Here is an 18,334-nt window from a genome sequence, read left to right as displayed (position 1 = left end):
TAAGACATTCGATGGAGGTGATGAGGTGGACACGCGGGAGATGAACGAGCTGCAGGCCGTCCGCCACGCGGTGCTGGCCGCCAGCCCGGCCGCCCAGGCGGCGCGGGTCAACGCGCTGTTGACGCTGGTGTTTCGCAAGATTGAAGGCAAGGACTTTACCCAGGACTATTACGAATACAGCTTCTGGCCGCAGCTGGCGCCTTTGCTTGAGCCTGCCCAGCAGGCGGCCATCGCGGCCTGCTTCGCGCCGCTGTTGCAGGCGCCGCCGGCCTAGTGCGGTTGGCCGGGGTCCTGCCACCTGACAGCGCCTGGTCGGTGGCTGGCCGGACCGAAAAAAATCGGCCGGCGGAATTTATTGGGGCGGGGCAAACGTGGTACACTTAGCTAAAGGAGTGATGACCATGAAACTGATCGCCAACCCGATCCGGCTGAACCTCAGCCTGCACAAGATGCTGCCCTACACCATGCGCTACCTGTACGGCAAAAGCACCGTCAAGGCCTTTCGCCTTTACACCCTGGGATCGGTTCACGTGCATTACATCGAAGGCTTTGCCAAAGACGATGTCGTGATGACCCACGAGAAGCGCAACATCAAGCAAGAAGAGATCGATTTTGTCGTCGCGAAGCTATTCCCGAACGTCGATGCCGCCGAGCTGACCATCAACCACGCGGCCAAAAACCAGATTGAATCGGACCTGCACCACAAGATTCGGGTCAAGGACCTTGTGATTATCGAACACCCGGTGGCCTAACCGGGACCATGCGACGACCTGCTGCAAGCTGCGGCGGTCGCTTTTTTGGTTGGTTGACCCGGCCGCGCTTTACGGAATGTTAAAGTTTTGATAGTATTGCGGTGAATTGCGCGTTAAACTAACTGAGTTTGCTTTGGCGAACCGATCAATCTTGAATGGAGCATTCGAATGAATCATATCAAGCGCCTTTTGGTGGGGAAGCCTTTGAAGTCTTCTGAAGAAGGCGGACAAAAGCTTGGAAAATTCAAAGCGTTGGCCATGCTGTCCAGCGACGCGCTGTCCAGTGTCGCTTACGGGACCGAGCAGATCGTTCTGGTCCTGACCACGCTGTCGGCGGCGGCCATCTGGTACTCGCTGCCAATCGCCGCGTTCGTGCTGATCTTGCTGCTGTCTTTGACGCTGTCTTACCGGCAGATCATCCACGCCTACCCAAGCGGCGGTGGGGCCTACCTGGTCGCCTCCGAGAACCTGGGCCAAAACGCCGGCCTGGCCGCCGGCGGGAGCCTGCTCATCGACTACATGCTGACCGTGGCGGTGTCGACGTCGGCGGGGGCCGAGGCGATTACCTCGGCGATTCCGGCGCTGTACGGCCACCAGGTCGCCATCGCCTTGGTGATCATCATCTTGCTGACCGCGATGAACCTGCGGGGCCTGAGCGAATCCGCGAACTTCCTGATGATCCCGGTTTACCTGTTCGTTGTGGCGATCACCGCGATGATCGTCTGGGGGCTGTTCCAGATTGCGACCGGTGCGATTCCTTACAAGGCCACCGCGGTGGTCGGCGGCGTCGTGCCGGGCATCTCCGCGGCCTTGATCTTCCGCGCCTTTTCCAGCGGGTCGAGCTCGTTGACCGGGGTCGAGGCGATTTCTAACGCCGTGCCGTTCTTCAAGAAGCCGCGCGAACACAATGCGGCCAGCACCCTGGCCATCATGGCCACGATCCTCGGCTTCTTCTTTGCCGGCATCACCTTTTTGAACTACTGGTACGGTATCGTGCCCGAGGCCAAGGTGACCGTTTTGTCCCAAGTGGCCAAGGCGACCTTCGGCGGCACCGGCGTGATGTACTACGTGATTCAGTTCTCGACGGCCCTGATCTTGGCCGTCGCCGCCAACACTGGCTTCTCCGCGTTCCCGGTTTTGGCCTACAACATGGCCAAGGACAAGTACATGCCGCACATGTACATGGACCGCGGCGACCGGCTGGGCTACTCCAACGGGATCTTGACGCTGGCAATCGGCTCCGGGCTGTTGATCACCATGTTCCAGGGCTCCACCGAGCGGCTGATTCCGCTGTATGCCGTCGGCGTGTTCATTCCGTTCACGCTGTCGCAGACCGGGATGATTCGTCACTGGTGGCAGCGCCACACGACGGAAAAAGGTTGGCTGGGCAAGAGCATTGCCAACTTCTCCGGCGCCTTGATCTCCTTTGCCATCCTGGTGATCCTGTTCGTCTACCGGCTGCCGGACATCTGGCCGTTTTTCATCATCATGCCGGCCTTGGTCTTCGTCTTTTGGAAAATCCACGGCCACTACCAGGAAGTCGCGATGCAGTTGCGCTTGCCGCAAGACATTGAGCTGCACGACTACGCCGGCTCCACGGTGATCGTGCTGGTCGGCAACGTGACGCGGGTGACCCGCGGGGCGCTGAACTACGCGCAGACCATCGGCGATTACGTCATCGCGATGCACGTGTCGATGGACGAAAACCCCAACAAGGAGCAGGAGACGCAGGCCGAGTTCAAGCAGGACTTCCCGGATGTTCGCTTCGTCGACGTTCACTCCTCGTACCGCTCGGTTGAGGCGCCGACCATTCGCTTCGTCGACATCGTGGCCAGAAACGCCGCCAAGCGCAACTTCACGACCACCGTGTTGATTCCGCAGTTCATCCCGAAGAAACCGTGGCAAAACATTCTGCACAACCAGACGACGTTCCGCCTTCGCGCCGCGTTCGCCAGCCGCGAGAATGTCATCATCGCCACTTACAGCTACCACCTGAAGCGCTAGCCTCTGCGCCTTCACCGAAGCGACCCGAGCCAAGCCCAGCTTGCGCCCGGGTCGCTTTGGCGTTGCCGGGGTTGGCCGGTGCGAGGGCGAACCTGGGAACCAGAATCTGGGTCGGCCGCACCACCGCCTCCGACTGGGGCGCCGCGGTCGGGCCGGCGGGAGCCGCGGCGTTCAAACCCGCGGTCCGGTGCGAGTCAAATCATGTTAGAATTGTCCTAGCACAAGAATAGGAGCTAGACCATGCCGCAAAAAACGCAAGACACGCCCATGATGCAGCAGTACCAGGCGATCAAGGACCAGTATCCGGACGCCTTTTTGTTCTACCGCATCGGGGATTTTTACGAACTCTTCTACGATGACGCCATCCGCGGCTCGCAGCTTTTGGAGCTGACGCTGACGGCTCGCAACAAGTCGGCGACCGACCCGATTCCGATGTGCGGGGTGCCGCACCACGCGGCGCAAAGCTACGTCGACATCCTCGTGGATCAGGGCTACAAGGTCGCCATCTGCGAGCAGATGGAGGACCCGAAGAAGGCCGTGGGCATGGTCAAACGCGAGGTGATCCAGCTGGTCACCCCGGGCACCAAGATGGACATTAAACCGGGTGCCGCCAAGGCCAACAATTACCTGGCCGCGGTGGTGCCGGCCGCCGGCAAGTACGGGCTGGCCTACGCGGATCTGACCACCGGCGAGCTCAAGGTGACCACGCTGGCCAACCGCTTCACGCTTCAAAACGAGCTGGCCGCCCTGAACAGCCGCGAGGTGGTGGTGCCGACCAAGCTCAGTGAGGCCGACGCCAAGCTGCTGGGGGCCGGGCGGCTGCTCAGCCCGACCGACGCCGTGGTGTTGGCCGAGGCCAGCTACGTCAGCCAGGACCTGACCGACGAGCTGCAGGTGCAGGTCGTCGCCATGCTGATGAACTACCTGTTGACCACCCAAAAGCGCAGCCTGGACCACATTCAAAAGGCGGTGGCCTACCAGCCCTCCGCCTTTCTCGAGATGGATCAAGACGCCCGGGTGAACCTGGACATCCTCAAAAACAGCCGCACCGGCCGCAAAGGCGACACCTTGCTGGACGTGCTCGACCGCACCAAAACGGCGATGGGCGGCCGCCTGCTCAAGCAGTGGCTGGACCGGCCGCTGCTGGACCTGGCGCAGATCAAGACGCGCCAAGACCAGGTGCAGGACCTGCTGGATCACTACTTCGAACGCAGCGAGCTGCAGGAGCGGCTGACTAAGGTGTACGACCTGGAGCGGTTGGCCGGCCGGGTGGCTTACGGCACGGTCAACGGGCGCGACTTGATTCAGCTGCAGACCTCGCTGGACCAGGTACCGGCGCTTCAAAGCATTTTGCAGGCGCTGGACGACGGCAGCTTCAAGCCCCTGCTGGCCGCCTTGGATCCGGTGCAAGACGTCGCCAACCTGATTCGCCGCGCCATCGAGCCGGAGCCGCCGATCGCCGTCACGGAAGGTGGCGTCATCCTGGCCGGCTACAACCAAAAGCTCGACGACTACCGCGACGCGATGACCAACGCCAAGCAGTGGATCGCCGAACTTGAGGCCCAGGAACGCGAGGCCACCGGCATCCACAATCTGCGCATCCGCTTCAACAACGTGTTCGGCTACTACATCGAGGTGACCAAGGGCAACTTGGCCAAGGTGCCGGCCGGCCGTTACGAACGCACCCAGACGCTGACCAATGTCGAGCGCTTTTCCACGCCCGAGCTCAAGGAGAAGGAGACCCTGATTCTGGGGGCCAAGGCCCACGCGACGGATCTGGAGTACGACCTGTTTCAAGACATTCGCGAGCAGGTCAAGGCCCAGATCGGCCGGCTGCAGGCGCTGGCGGCCCAGGTCGCGGCGCTTGACGTGCTGCAAAGCTTCGCGGTCGCGGCGGAAAACGACCACTACATTCGCCCGGAGATCCACGCCGGCCGCCACGACCTGGCGATTCACGGCGGCCGCCACCCGGTGGTCGAGCACGTGCTGGGCGAGGCCCAGTACATTCCCAACGACGTGGTGATGCAAGACGGCACCGACATCTTGTTGATCACCGGCCCCAACATGTCGGGGAAAAGCACCTACATGCGCCAGCTCGCCTTGACCGTGATCATGGCCCAGGCCGGCTCGTTCGTGCCGGCCGATTCGGCGAGCCTGCCGGTGTTCGATCAGATTTTCACCCGCATCGGCGCCGCCGACGACCTGGCCAACGGTCAAAGCACGTTCATGGTTGAAATGATGGAGGCCAACGCGGCCCTGAGCCACGCGACGGCCAGCTCACTGGTGCTGTTCGACGAAATTGGCCGCGGCACCGCGACTTACGACGGCATGGCGCTGGCCCAGGCAATCATCGAGCACCTGCACGACCACGTTCACGCCAAGACGCTGTTTTCGACCCATTACCACGAGCTGACCGCCCTGGGCGACCACCTGGCCCGGCTTCAAAACGTTCACGTCGGCGCCGTGGAGGAGCACGGCAACCTGGTGTTCCTGCACAAAATGCTGCCGGGGCCGGCCGACAAGTCCTACGGGATTCACGTCGCCAAGCTGGCCGGGCTGCCGGCCAGCCTGCTGACCCGGGCCGACCACATCCTGAGCCAGCTGGAGGCCCAAGGCGCCAACGCACCGGCGGCCAGCGGCGGCGCCGCCACCGCCTCGCCCGAAGCGGCCGGCACCACGACCGCGCCAAGCACCGGCACCGCGGCCGGTGCGACGCCGAGCCCGGCGCCGCAGCCTGCTGACCCGCAGTCCGGGGCCGCGGCGCTGGTTGCAGAGCCGGCCGCCGTGGCACCTACCGAACCGGTCGACGCGCAGCTGTCCTTGTTCGAGCCGGAACCCGTCGTCCCAAAGGCCGACCCGATTCTCAAGAAGCTCGGCAAGTTCGACCTGATGGCCGCGACGCCGATGGACGCGATGAACCTGTTGTACGAGCTGCAAAAGCAGCTGAAGAAACGGCGCTGATTCGTTGACGCCGGCGGTGAAAGGAGACGCAGATGCCTAAAATTCACGAGTTACCGGAAACCCTGGCCAACCAGATTGCGGCCGGGGAAGTGATCGAACGCCCGGCCAGCATCGTCAAGGAGCTGGTCGAAAACAGCATCGACGCCGGGGCCACCCAGGTCGATGTCTTAATCGAAGAGGCCGGGCTGGCCACGGTTCAGGTGATCGATAACGGGGCCGGCATCGAGGCCGCCGACGTCCCGACGGCCTTTTTGCGCCACGCGACGTCCAAAATCCTGACCACCCGCGACCTGTTCAATGTTCACAGCCTGGGTTTTCGCGGCGAGGCGCTGGCCAGCATCGCGGCCATCGCCGACGTGACGCTGGTGACCGCCACCGACAACGGCCTGGGTACGACCGCCCACCTGCGCGGCGGCGAGCTGTTGGACCAGCACACCACGGCGGCGCGGCGCGGCACCCAGCTGACCGTTCACGATGTGTTCTACAACACCCCGGCGCGGCTCAAGTACGTCAAGTCGCAGGCCACCGAGCTGTCGCGCATCGCCGACATCGTCAACCGCCTGGCGCTGGGTCACCCGGAGGTCGCGTTTTCCCTCAAAAACGGCCAGAACCTGATGCTCAAAACCGCCGGTCACAACGACCTGCAGCAGACCATCGCCGGCATCTACGGCGTGAGCGTTGCCAAGCGGATGATGCAGGTTGCGGCCGAGGACGCCGACTTTCGGATTCAGGGCTTCACCAGCATGCCCGACACCACCCGGGCCAGCCGCAACTACCTGAGCCTGATGATCAACGGGCGCTACATCAAAAACTACCGGCTGACCAAGGCGTTGATCGCCGGCTACGGCTCCAAGCTGATGGTCGGCCGCTACCCGGTGGCGGTGATCGACGTCACGATGGACCCGCTGTTGGTCGACGTCAACGTGCATCCGACCAAGCAAGAGGTGCGGCTGAGCAAGGAAGACCAGCTGGCGGCGCTGCTGGAGCAGGCGGTGCGGCGCCAAATGGGGGCGCAAAACCTGATTCCAGACGCCTTGGGCAACCTGCCCAAGCACTCAAGCGTCAACCTCGAGCAGCTGACCATGGCGCTGAACTCGGCGTCGGCCGGCCAGCTGGTCGGCGAACCCGGTCGCACCGCGCCGCGGCCCGGCGCCGATTCGCGGTCCGGTACCGGGTTTGGCTCGGCCGCGGCGCCGACCGACCAAGCGGTGCGGCCCGGCACCGCGGCTCCCGGCGCGACCGCCTCGGGGCTGCCCTTCGCTGACGTCGCGCCTCGCGTGACCGGGCCTGCGACCGCGGCGGCACCGGCTACCGCAAGCGCCGGGCCTTCAGCGACTGCCGCAAGCCGGCCGGGGAGCGTCAACCCGCAAGCGCCGGCTGCGGCGCCGACGCCTCAGGCCGGCGACCGCTTCGGCCTGGCCATCACGGCGCTTTCGGCCACCCCGATTTTCGACGACCCGCAGGCCCTGGCCGCGTGGGACGCGCGGTACGCGAGCCAGCCGGCGGCACCGGTTGCCACTGAGGCAGACGCCGCACCGGTCGCCTTGAAGCCGGTCACGCCGCCGGCCAAGCGCTTCCCGGACCTGCGCTACCTGGCGCAGGTTCACGGTACGTACCTGTTGGCCGAGGCCGAAGACGGGCTGTACCTGCTGGATCAACACGCCGCCCAGGAACGGGTGAACTACGAGTACTACCGCGTCAAGATCGGCGAGGTCGCCGCGGCCGAGCAGGCGCTTTTGGTGCCTTTGGTGCTGGATTACCCGGCGTCCGACGCGGTGGCGATTCGGGCTCACCGCGCGGTGCTTGAAGGCGTCGGGGTGTTCCTGGAGGATTTTGGCCAAAACACCTTCGAGGTGCGGCAGCACCCGACGTGGATGCAGGCCGGCCGTGAGGAGGCGACGATTCGCGAGCTGATCGATTGGGTGCTCAAGGACGGCAAGGTCACCGTCGCGCAGTTTCGCGAGAAGGCCGCGATCATGATCAGCTGCAAACGCGCAATCAAGGCCAACCACCACCTGGATGCCCCGCAGGCCAAGGCGCTGATTGAAAAACTTGCGCAGGTCGAAAATCCGTTCAACTGCCCCCACGGCCGGCCGGTCTTGGTTCACTTCAGCAACACCGACCTGGAGAAAATGTTCAAGCGCATCCAAGACAGCCACGAAAGCGAGCATCACCGCAGCTGAGCCCCAGGCGACGGCCGCGGTCGGTTTCGCCAATTCCTGGCCTGTGCTACAATGGACCAAACACATGTACTGCACAGTCAGAAAGGGGCAACTCATGTACGAATACCTCAAGGGCGTGGTGGCGGCCATCACGCCGAGCTTCTTGGTGCTTGAGGTGCAAGGCGTCGGCTACCGGCTGTTGGTGACCAACCCTTACGCCTATCAGGAGGGGGCGGCGGCCACCGTCTACGTTCAACAGATCATTCGGGATAACGACCAGGCGCTGTACGGCTTCGTCAGCGCCGGCGAGAAGCAGACCTTCAACCAGCTTTTGACGGTCACCGGCATCGGACCCAAGTCGGCCCTCGCCATTTTGGCCAACGCCAGCACCGACGGCCTGGCCGGCGCGGTGGCGGCCGGCGACGTCACGTACCTGACGAAGTTTCCGGGTATCGGCAAGAAGACGGCCCAGCAGATCATTTTGGATCTCAAGGGCAAGCTGGCCGCCCCGGTCGGCGACCTCTTCACCCCGGTCGCGCCGGTGGCCGACCCGGCCCTGAACGACGCCTTGGCGGCCCTGGTCGCTTTGGGTTACCCGGACAAAACCGTGGCGAAGCTGACGACCAAGCTGGCCAAAAGCGGCGCCAAAACCACCGACGCTTACCTGCGCGAAGGGCTGCGCCTGTTGAGCTGAGGGATTAGAAAGGAGGGCCAATGTGGCCGACGAAAGAATTGTAGGCACCGGGTCTGAGGAAGCGGAGGACGTGGTCGAGCGAACGCTTCGGCCGCACCGCCTGGCCGGCTACATCGGCCAGACCGCGGTGAAAAACCAGCTGGCCGTCTACATCAAGGCGGCCCAAAAGCGCGAGGAGGCGCTGGATCACGTCCTGCTTTACGGTCCACCCGGCTTGGGCAAAACCACCCTGGCCCTGGTGATCGCCAACGAGCTGAGCGTCCAGATTCGCACCACCTCCGGCCCGGCGATCGAAAAGCCCGGCGACCTGGTCGCCTTGCTCAATGAGCTGCAGCCCGGCGACGTCTTGTTCATCGATGAGATTCACCGGCTGCCCAAGATCGTCGAGGAGATGCTGTACTCTGCGATGGAGGACTTTTACATCGATATCGTGGTCGGGCAGGGGCCGACCGCCCATCCCGTGCATTTTCCGCTGCCGCCGTTCACGCTGATCGGCGCGACGACCCGGGCGGGGATGCTGTCGGCGCCGTTGCGCGACCGCTTCGGCATCACCGAGCACATGGCGTATTACACCGCAGAGGAGCTACAGCAGATCGTGCTGCGGTCGGCCGACATCTTCAACCTGACGCTGCCGGCGGACTCCGCGCTTGAAATCGCGCGGCGGTCGCGCGGCACCCCGCGGATCGCCAACCGGCTGCTGCGGCGCATCCGCGACTTCGCCGACGTCGCCGGGCAGGCGGTGTCCGTGCCGATTGTCGACCACGCGCTGGATCAGCTGCAGGTCGATCAAAAGGGCCTGGATTCAATCGACCGCAAGCTGTTGATGATGATGATTCGCGACTACCAAGGCGGTCCGGTCGGGCTGGCCACGATTGCCGCCAACATCGGCGAGGAAACGGCCACCATCGAGGAAATGTACGAACCGTATTTGCTGCAGATCGGCTTTTTGAAGCGGACGCCGCGGGGGCGCATGGTCACCCCGGCCGGCTTCGCCCACCTCGAACAACCGTACCCCATTCAATGATTGGAAGGAAAACATGTTAACGACTGAAGACTTCGACTACGACCTGCCCCAGGAACTGATTGCCCAGACGCCGCTTGAGAAGCGCGACGCCAGCCGCATGCTTGTGATGAACGCCGAAACCGGGGCGCTTGAGGACAAGCACTTCTACGACATCTTGGATTACCTGAACCCGGGCGATGCCGTGGTGATGAACGACACCCGCGTGATGCCGGCGCGGCTGTACGGCGTCAAGCCGGACACCGGGGCTCACATGGAAGTGCTGCTGTTGCGCAACACGACGGGCGATCAGTGGGAGACCCTGATGAAGCCGGCCAAAAAGGCGCCGGTGGGGACCGTGATCGATTTTGGCGACGGCCTTTTGACCGCCACCGTCGTGTCCGAGCTGGAACACGGTGGTCGCATCATCGAGTTCCACTACCAGGGCATCTTCATGGAGATTCTCGATCAGCTGGGCGAAACGCCGCTGCCGCCTTACATCAAGGAGAAGCTCGACGACCCCGAGATGTACCAGACCGTCTACGCCAAGGAGGTCGGCTCCGCCGCGGCGCCGACCGCCGGGCTGCACTGGACCAAGGAGCTGCTGGCGGCGGCTCAGGCTAAGGGGGTTCGGCTGGTTTACCTGACGCTGCACGTCGGGCTCGGGACGTTCCGGCCGGTGTCGGTGACCAACATCGAGGACCACAAGATGCACAGCGAGTTCTACCGCTTCTCCCAGGAGGCGGCCGACACGCTCAACGACGTCCGGGCTCACGGCGGCCGCATCGTCGCGACCGGTACGACCTCGATTCGCACCCTTGAGACCATCGGCACCAAGTTCGATGGGAAGCTGCAGGCCGACTCCGGCTGGACCGACATTTTCATCAAGCCGGGCTACCAGTGGCGAGCCGTCGACACCTTCATCACGAACTTCCACCTGCCCAAGTCGACGCTGGTGATGCTGGTCGCGTCGTTCACCGGCCGCGAGAACATTTTGAACGCCTACGAACACGCCATCAAGGAGCGGTACCGCTTCTTCAGCTTCGGCGACGCGATGTTCATTCACAAGTAACCCCAAGGAGGCCCCATGGAACCTGCTATCAAGTACCGCCTGCTGCATGTCGATAAGCACACCGGTGCCAGGCTCGGCGAGCTGATCACGCCGCACGGCACCTTCCCGACGCCGATGTTCATGCCGGTGGGGACCCAGGCGACGGTCAAGACCATCGCGCCCAACGAGCTGGAGGCGATGGGGGCCACCATCATCTTGGCCAACACCTACCACCTGTGGCTGCGGCCGGGCGAGGACCTGGTTCAAGCGGCCGGCGGGTTGCACCAGTTCATGAACTGGCACAAGGGGATTTTGACCGACTCCGGCGGCTTTCAGGTCTTCTCGCTGGCTCACATGAGAAACATCACCGAGGAAGGGGTTCACTTTCGCAACCACCTGAACGGGGCGAAGATGTTCCTGTCGCCGGAAAAGGCGATCGGCATCGAAAACGCGCTGGGGCCGGACATCATGATGAGCTTCGACGAGTGCCCGCCGTTTTTTGAAAGCTACGAGTACGTGGCCAAAAGCGTGGCGCGAACCAGCCGCTGGGCGGAACGCGGCCTGAAGGCGCATCAAAACCCCGCTCGCCAGGGGCTGTTCGGCATCGTCCAAGGCGCCGGCTTCCGCGACCTGCGCGAGCAAAGCGCCCGTGACCTGGTCAGCCTGGATTTCCCGGGTTATTCCATCGGCGGCCTGTCCGTCGGCGAGTCCAAGGAGGAGATGAACCACGTCCTGGACTTCACCGTGCCGCTTCTGCCGGACACCAAGCCGCGCTACCTGATGGGGGTCGGCTCGCCCGACGCCTTGATCGACGGGGTGATTCGCGGCATCGACATGTTCGACTGCGTCCTGCCGACCCGCATCGCACGCAAGGGGACGGCGATGACCAGCCACGGTCGCCTGGTGGTCAAAAACGCCCAGTACGCCCGTGACTTCACGCCGCTGGACCCGGATTGCGACTGCTACACCTGCAAGAACTTCACCCGGGCCTACCTGCGCCACCTGATCAAGGCCGACGAGGCGCTGGGCGAGCGGCTGATGTCTTACCACAACCTGTACTTCCTGTTGCACCTGATGCAGCAGGTGCGAGACGCGATCGCCAGCGATTCGCTGCTGGACTTTCGCCGCGACTACTTCGAGCAGTACGGCTACAACAAGCCTAACGCACGGAATTTCTGACCGCAGGCGGTGGTTAAACCGCCTTGAATTTGGTACAGTGTAGAGTGAACTAAAACAGAAAACGAGGTGCCTTAATTTGAGAAGTTCTTTTTCAATGATCATCGTGCTGGTGCTGATGTTTGGCTTCATGTACTTCGGCATGATGCGGCCACAAAAAAAGCAGCAGCAAAAGCGTCAGGCAATGCTCAACGCCATGAAGAAGGGTGACAAGGTCGTGACCATCGGCGGCCTTCACGCCGTGGTCGACAGCATTAACGAGGCCGACCAAACCGTCGATCTCGACGTCGACGGGGTCTTTTTGACCTTCAACCGCTCGGCCATCCGCACCATCAACGATGCCGGCAAGCCGGCCGCAGCCAAGCCTGCAGCCAAGAAGGAAGAAACCGAAGACGCCGCCAAAGACGACGACAAGGGTTACTCCGAAGACGACAAGTAGCACCACCCATAACGGCCGACTTGGCCGTTTTTTTGTGGCCCAGGGTGGCCCAGGCGAACCCGGCGAGGCGGTGTTGCTAGGCGCTGGCGCCTGGGGCCGGCCAATCGCAGCCGTCTTGACACCGCATCGCAAGTTGACACTTGTTCATCAAACCGCTACAATCAGAGAGTGTCATAATGAACTAAATAACACAGCATCAATGCATGGTACCACATGATGAGATGATGCGGAGGTGAAAAGATGAGCGCAGAAATGCTGGTCTCGTTAATCCTCGCCGTCATCGCCTTAGCCGTGGGAGTACTCCTCGGGATCAAGATTCAAACCAACCGTCACAACAAGGCGGTCGACCAGGCCCACACCAGTGCGGCCGGGATCCTCGAGACCGCCAACAAAGAAGCCGCGACCCTGAAGAAAGAAAAACTGGTTGAAGCACGCGATGAAGCCCACCGCTACCAAAGCCAGGTCGAACAAGAGCTCAAGGACCGACGCTCCGAGGTTCAACAATCGGAACACCGCCTCTTGCAGCGCGAGGAGACACTGGATCGCCGCGACGACACGCTTGACCGCAAGGAACAGAGCCTGTCGGACCGAGAGGGAAACCTGAACGAACGGCAAACGCGGCTGGATGCCCGGGAAAAGGACATCGAAGCCGCGATCACGCAGCAACACACAGAGCTCGAGCGCATCGCCGAAATGACCAAGAGTCAGGCGCGAGAGCGAATCCTCACCGAAACAAAGACTGAGCTTGCGCATGAACGCGCAAAACTGATCAAGGAAAGCGAAGACGAGGCCAAGGAGACGGCTGACCGGGAGGCGAAGACGCTGATCGCAGACGCCATCCAGCGCAGTGCCTCGGACATCGTGGCGGAAACAACGGTCACGGTGGTCAACCTGCCGAATGACGACATGAAGGGTCGAATCATCGGCCGGGAAGGGCGCAACATTCGCACGTTGGAGACGCTGACGGGGATCGATTTGATTATCGATGACACGCCGGAAGCGGTGGTTTTGTCTGGCTTCGACCCGATCCGGCGGGAAATCGCGCGGATCGCCTTGGAGAAGCTGATTCAAGACGGCCGCATCCACCCGGCGCGGATTGAGGAAATGGTCGACAAGGCACGCAAGGAAATGGACGAGCGCATCCGCGAAATCGGGGAGCAGGCCATTTTTGACGTCGGCATTCACAACATGCACCCGGATTTGATCAAGAAGTTGGGCCGGCTGCACTTCCGGACCAGCTACGGCCAAAACGTCCTGGATCACTCGATTCAGGTGGCCAAGCTGGCCGGGGTGATGGCGGCCGAGTTAGGCGAAGACGTGATCATGGCGAGACGCGCAGGATTACTGCACGACATCGGGAAGGCCATCGACCGGGAAGTCGACGGCTCCCACGTGGAGATTGGGGTCGAGCTGGCCACCAAGTACAAGGAGCCGAAAATCGTGGTCAACACGATTGCGTCGCACCACGGCGACGTGGCCCCAACCAGTGTCATCGCGGTGCTGGTCGCCGCGGCCGACGCCATTTCGGCGGCGCGGCCCGGTGCCCGTTCCGAGACGCTGGAGAACTACCTGCACCGCCTAGAGAAGCTCGAGGCCATCGCCAACAGCTACCAAGGCGTCGACCACAGCTTCGCCATTCAGGCGGGGCGTGAGGTGCGGGTGATCGTCAAGCCCGAGGCCCTGTCCGACGAGGAGTCGGTGGTCTTGGCGCGAGACATCCGCAACCGGATTGAAAAAGAGCTCGAGTACCCAGGCCACATCAAGGTGACCGTCATTCGCGAGAAGCGAACGGTCGAGTACGCGAAGTGAGGCGACGGTCTCCCCCTTGGGGAGACCGCCGTTTTGGCTTCACGGCGGTCGGTGTGGGGACCACTGGCCTGGCGTTGGGGCGAAGGCGGCGCAAGCGTGGCCGGCCGCGCTGCCCGGTCGCCCACCCTGGCCTGACAAGGGGCCGGGACCGCTTGACGCACCCGGTTCAAGCGTCTATCATGACGTCTTGTTAACAACAGGAGGAAACTATGTCACCGAAGAAAAAACACATCAGCGCCATCGGGATGCTGGTCACCTTAGGCATCGTCTACGGGGACATCGGGACCTCGCCCCTGTACGTGATGAACGCCGTGATCGCCGACGCCGGCAAGGTGTCGGCGCTGACGCCGGAGTACATCATCGGCGCGATCTCTTTGATTTTTTGGACGCTGATGCTTTTGACCACCATCAAGTACGTGATCCTCGCGATGCGAGCCGACAACAACGGTGAGGGCGGGATCTTTGCGCTTTACGCGCTGGTTCGCAACCACGGGGCGTGGTTGGCGGTGCCGGCCCTGATCGGTGGCGCCGCGCTGTTGGCCGACGGGACGCTGACGCCGGCGGTCACCGTCACCAGCGCGGTGGAGGGACTCAAGGGCCAAAACTTCGGGCCGCTTCAGTTCTCCGACTCGCAGCTGGTGGTGCTGGTGATCACAAGCACCGTGCTGCTCGCGCTGTTTTTGATTCAGCGCTTCGGCACCGCCAAGCTGGGCAACGCCTTTGGCCCGGTGATGCTCGTGTGGTTCCTGTTTCTGGGGGTCGCCGGGGTGGCGCACATGAGCGGCCACCTCGAAGTGCTTCGCGCCTTGTCGCCGCGTTACGCCGTGGCGATTCTGTTCTCGCCGGCCAACAAAGTCGGGCTTTTCCTGCTCGGTAGCATTTTCCTGGCGACGACCGGGGCCGAGGCGCTGTACTCGGACATGGGTCACGTCGGCAAGTACAACATCTACCTGACCTGGCCGTTCGTCTACGTGATGCTGATGCTCAACTACTTCGGCCAAGGGGCGTGGCTAATCAGCCACTACAAGGACGCGGCCTACGCGAATCTGACCACCATCAACCCGTTTTACGAAATGCTACCGCACGAGCTGCGGCCTTTTGCCATTATCTTGGCGACCTTCGCGGCGATCATCGCGTCGCAGGCGTTGATCACCGGCTCCTACACGCTGGTTCACGAGGCAATCAGCCTGAAGTTCCTGCCGCGGATGCACATCACCCACCCCTCGACGGCCAAAAGCCAGATCTACATCGGCGGGGTCAACTGGTTCTTGTGCCTGGTGACGATGAGCGTGGTCTGGTACTTCCGCACCTCTAAGGCGATGGAGGCCGCTTACGGCCTGGCCATCACCGTCACGATGCTGATGACCACCTTCTTGTTGTTCGAGTACCTGTCGGGCCGCATCGGGCGGCTTCGCGCTGGGCTTGTCACCGGCTTCTTCGGGGTACTTGAGGCGATGTTTCTGGTCGCTAGCCTCGTTAAGTTCATGCACGGCGGCTACATCACGCTGGTCATCATGCTGCTGATTTTGGCGTTGATGGTCATCTGGTTTTTCGGCAACAAGTCGCGCGAGCGTTACCAAGGCGAAAGCGAGTACGTCCACCTGAACGATTACGTCTCGCAGCTGGTCACGCTGTCCAAGGACGACCGCGAGCCGCTGTTCACCACCAACCTGGTGTACATGACCAAGGTCAAGGCCGACTACCGACTCAAACGCACCACGCTGTACTCGATTTTGGACAAGCAGCCCAAACGCGCGAGCGTCTACTGGTTCGTCACGGTCAACGAAACGGACAAGCCCTACGACATGCGCTACACCGTCGACATGATGCACACCCGCAACGTGATTTCGGTGCAGCTGTACCTCGGCTTCCGGACGTCGCAGCACGTCAACTTGTACATTCGCCAAATCGTCAACGACCTGCTGACGGCCGGGGTGATCGACCCGCAGCGGCCGCACTACACGACGCTTGAGGACCGTCAAGTCGGTGACTTCAAGTTCGTCATCATCCGCGAGCGGCCGCAGGGGATGCCGACCGAGAACATCCCGGCCTGGCGCCGCTACCTGATCGGCGGCCGCCTGTGGCTGCAAAACGTCACCACCAGCCCCGCCGACTGGTACGGCCTGGAGTTCAGCAGCGTGGTGGAGGAAACCGTGCCGCTGTTCATCCACGAGCCGCGCGAGATGTACTTCACGGACCACAAGATCCTGCACCCCCGGCCCAGGGCAAAGTAACACCCAAAAATCGCGCCCCCGCAGTCAGCGGGCGGCGCGATTTTTGGGTGGCGTGTTCTACGGCCACAGCACGATGGACTTGGTCACCTCACGGGCGCTTTTTTCACCCTTGACGAAGTAGTCCACCTGCACGCGGTAGGCTTGGCCCCGCACCGGCAGCTTGGTCAGGGCCAAATCGGTGAGGCTGCCGTCGGGGCCACCAAGCGTCATCCCGTCGCTCATGTCGATCAGCGAGTGCCCCTGCGCGTCTTGAATGCTCATGATGCCGATTTCGCCCGTCTCACCGTGCTCGTATCGCGAGTCGCCAGTGGCACGGTACTGCAACTCGGCGCCGTGGGCGTACTTGATCAAGGCCACAGGCGCCACAGTGAGACCGGGCACCCCGAAGTCGTAGGTTGCGCCAGCCAGCTTGGTCACGACCGGTGCCGGTTGGCTCATCTTCAGGTCGAAATTCCAGCGGCCGAAGACGCCGCCGAGCTCCTGGATGCGAATCGGCAGGGTGACTGAAGTCGGCGCGGTGTTGGCGGTGGCGTGGTACAGCAGCCGGAAGCGGTAGCCGGATTTGGTTTCCTGGAAGTCGTAGGTGTCGTTGAAGAAGTGCTGCTTGGCCGTGCTTGCGGCGTAGTAAGACAGCTCGTGCTCGCCGTTCATGTTAATCTGGCGCTCGGTCATGCCGGTGATTTCGCCGGTGACGCTGATGATTTTACCGGCGTAGTAGGCTTCAACCAAGTGAACCGTGATGCCGTGCGAGGTTGCGGTTTGGTTGAGGCTCTTGGCCACGCCGTTGACGTGAAAGGCGGTGGCGTTCACGTCGTTGCCGTTGCGCAGGTAAAAAGCGGCCAACCAGCCGACGTTGTCGAAGGCCTGGCCGACTTGGGGTACGAAGGCGGCCAGACCGGCGGTGGTCAGCGCCAAGGCGGCGGCTGCGGCAAGCAGCCCGTTGCGAACGCGGTGTTGGCGCGGCGCCTTTTTCACCCCTTGCGCCAGGGCGTCGTGAACCAGCGCCTCTGGCACCGGAATCTGGTCGAACTCGTCGTGCAGCAGCTGACGGTCTCGTTGTTCATCCAAAGTAATCTCCTCCTAAAATGTTGCGCAGTGCGAGGCGGCCGCGGCGCAAGCGCGTCTTGATGGTGGCCTCCGGGACGTTGAGGAGCCGCCCGATTTCTCGTGTCGGCAGGTCTTGGTAATAGAATAATTGCAGCGCTTGGCGGTATTCCGCCTTCAGTTGGGCGAAGGCGGCCAGCAGGTCGAGGTGCTCGGTGGTGTTGACGGGCGGCGCCGCCAGCGGCTCGCCGGCGTCTGCCGTGGGTTCCTCGCTGGCCCGCAGCGCGTAGACGCTTTGGGCCTGGCGAATCAGGATGCGGGTGTACCAGGTGAAAAACAGTTGGGGCTCGCGCAACTGACGCACGGCGCTCACCGCCTGTGTCGTCGCCTCCTGCAACACCTCCAAGGCGTCTTGCTCGTTGCCGACGTACAGGTAGGCGGTGCGGTACAGGTAGGCGCTACGGCCGTCCAGCAGTTGCAGCAGGGCGGTGCGGTCGCCACGCACAGCTCGCCTGGCGAGCTTCAGTTCAAGGTCATTCAGTGGCATGTGCGACCCTCCTTTCGCCCAGTTAGTGGCCAGAATTGCCCATTTAGTTTCACGGGATAAATATTTTTTTAGCCGCGCGGTTGCCAACGGCCAAAAGGACGCACCAAATCCGCCGGCGGGAAGTACCCCGGCGGCGGATCTGGGCATTGTGGTCACGTGGGTATCTACAAGGCGTTGGGTGGCTCGGTTCCTGTCCCACCGCGACGCTGCAGCGCCGCGCTGGGGCCAAAACCAGGTCCCGCACCTGTCCGGCACCAGCTGGCAGCTGCAACTGCCACGCGGTGCCGCCGTCCCAGAACCTGCGGACGCGCCGCGGGGCTGGGGTCTTACCCTCCTAACTCAGGACTGCGCCGTGCGGTGACATCCACACGCCTGAGCAGGCGGTCGTGCTTTGGCTCTAAAACGGGTTACGCCGCCTGAGCCAGCACACCTTCCGGGCCTCCGGAACGGTTTGTTGTGCT

At 62.7% G+C, this 18,334-nt stretch carries 14 protein-coding genes; 12 read left to right on the top strand and 2 right to left on the bottom strand.

Going from position 1 to position 18,334, the window contains the following annotated elements:
- The first annotated feature begins 25 nt into the window (after positions 1-25).
- The 12 genes from NUH19_RS02150 to NUH19_RS02095 all read left to right on the top strand — a co-directional run bounded on the left by NUH19_RS02150 (position 26) and on the right by NUH19_RS02095 (position 16,282).
- Positions 26-274 (top strand): hypothetical protein, encoded by a 249-nt coding sequence (locus NUH19_RS02150; protein ID WP_262314920.1) that lies wholly within the window; start codon positions 26-28, stop codon positions 272-274.
- Between the two features lie 127 nt (positions 275-401).
- The gene (locus NUH19_RS02145; RefSeq protein ID WP_262314919.1) at positions 402-752 is read left to right on the top strand and encodes a DUF1827 family protein; all 351 of its coding nucleotides are present in this window, start codon (positions 402-404) and stop codon (positions 750-752) included.
- 168 nt (positions 753-920) lie between these two features.
- A complete protein-coding gene (locus tag NUH19_RS02140) occupies positions 921-2,756 on the top strand; it encodes an APC family permease (protein ID WP_262314918.1) in 1,836 nt (611 codons plus the stop codon).
- 240 nt (positions 2,757-2,996) lie between these two features.
- The gene (gene mutS / locus NUH19_RS02135; RefSeq protein ID WP_262314917.1) at positions 2,997-5,717 is read left to right on the top strand and encodes a DNA mismatch repair protein MutS; all 2,721 of its coding nucleotides are present in this window, start codon (positions 2,997-2,999) and stop codon (positions 5,715-5,717) included.
- 32 nt (positions 5,718-5,749) lie between these two features.
- A complete protein-coding gene (gene mutL / locus NUH19_RS02130) occupies positions 5,750-7,900 on the top strand; it encodes a DNA mismatch repair endonuclease MutL (RefSeq protein ID WP_262314916.1) in 2,151 nt (716 codons plus the stop codon).
- Between the two features lie 94 nt (positions 7,901-7,994).
- A complete protein-coding gene (gene ruvA / locus NUH19_RS02125) occupies positions 7,995-8,573 on the top strand; it encodes a Holliday junction branch migration protein RuvA (protein WP_262314915.1) in 579 nt (192 codons plus the stop codon).
- 22 nt (positions 8,574-8,595) lie between these two features.
- A complete protein-coding gene (ruvB, locus tag NUH19_RS02120) occupies positions 8,596-9,597 on the top strand; it encodes a Holliday junction branch migration DNA helicase RuvB (protein WP_262314914.1) in 1,002 nt (333 codons plus the stop codon).
- Positions 9,598-9,610: 13 nt separating this feature from the next.
- On the top strand, positions 9,611-10,645 hold the full coding sequence (gene queA, locus NUH19_RS02115) for a tRNA preQ1(34) S-adenosylmethionine ribosyltransferase-isomerase QueA (RefSeq protein WP_262314913.1): 1,035 nt from the start codon (positions 9,611-9,613) through the stop codon (positions 10,643-10,645).
- A gap of 15 nt (positions 10,646-10,660) precedes the next feature.
- Positions 10,661-11,803 (top strand): tRNA guanosine(34) transglycosylase Tgt, encoded by a 1,143-nt coding sequence (gene tgt, locus NUH19_RS02110; RefSeq protein ID WP_262314912.1) that lies wholly within the window; start codon positions 10,661-10,663, stop codon positions 11,801-11,803.
- Between the two features lie 94 nt (positions 11,804-11,897).
- Positions 11,898-12,239, top strand: a complete 342-nt coding sequence (gene yajC, locus NUH19_RS02105) for a preprotein translocase subunit YajC (protein WP_262314911.1) — start codon at positions 11,898-11,900, stop codon at positions 12,237-12,239.
- 240 nt (positions 12,240-12,479) lie between these two features.
- Complete coding sequence (gene rny, locus NUH19_RS02100; protein WP_262314910.1) at positions 12,480-14,048, top strand: ribonuclease Y; 1,569 nt, start codon at positions 12,480-12,482, stop codon at positions 14,046-14,048.
- Positions 14,049-14,257: 209 nt separating this feature from the next.
- Positions 14,258-16,282 (top strand): KUP/HAK/KT family potassium transporter, encoded by a 2,025-nt coding sequence (locus NUH19_RS02095; RefSeq protein WP_262314909.1) that lies wholly within the window; start codon positions 14,258-14,260, stop codon positions 16,280-16,282.
- A 57-nt stretch (positions 16,283-16,339) separates the two neighbouring features.
- Here the strand turns inward: NUH19_RS02095 and NUH19_RS02090 are convergent, their stop codons facing one another.
- Both NUH19_RS02090 and NUH19_RS02085 read right to left on the bottom strand, forming a co-directional pair.
- The gene (locus NUH19_RS02090; RefSeq protein ID WP_262314908.1) at positions 16,340-17,350 is read right to left on the bottom strand and encodes a DUF4179 domain-containing protein; all 1,011 of its coding nucleotides are present in this window, start codon (positions 17,348-17,350) and stop codon (positions 16,340-16,342) included.
- Positions 17,343-17,873 carry an RNA polymerase sigma factor gene (locus tag NUH19_RS02085; RefSeq protein WP_262314907.1) on the bottom strand — a complete coding sequence of 177 codons (531 nt, stop codon included), beginning with the start codon at positions 17,871-17,873 and terminating at the stop codon, positions 17,343-17,345. The genes NUH19_RS02090 and NUH19_RS02085 overlap by 8 nt, the downstream gene beginning before the upstream one ends.
- Between the last annotated feature and the right edge of the window lie 461 nt (positions 17,874-18,334).

Origin of the sequence: Lacticaseibacillus parakribbianus (genome assembly GCF_025490915.1) — a bacterium.
GTDB lineage: Bacteria > Bacillota > Bacilli > Lactobacillales > Lactobacillaceae > Lacticaseibacillus > Lacticaseibacillus parakribbianus.
Note: the sequence above shows the minus strand (reverse complement) of the source record. Positions and strands in the feature narration are given on the sequence as shown.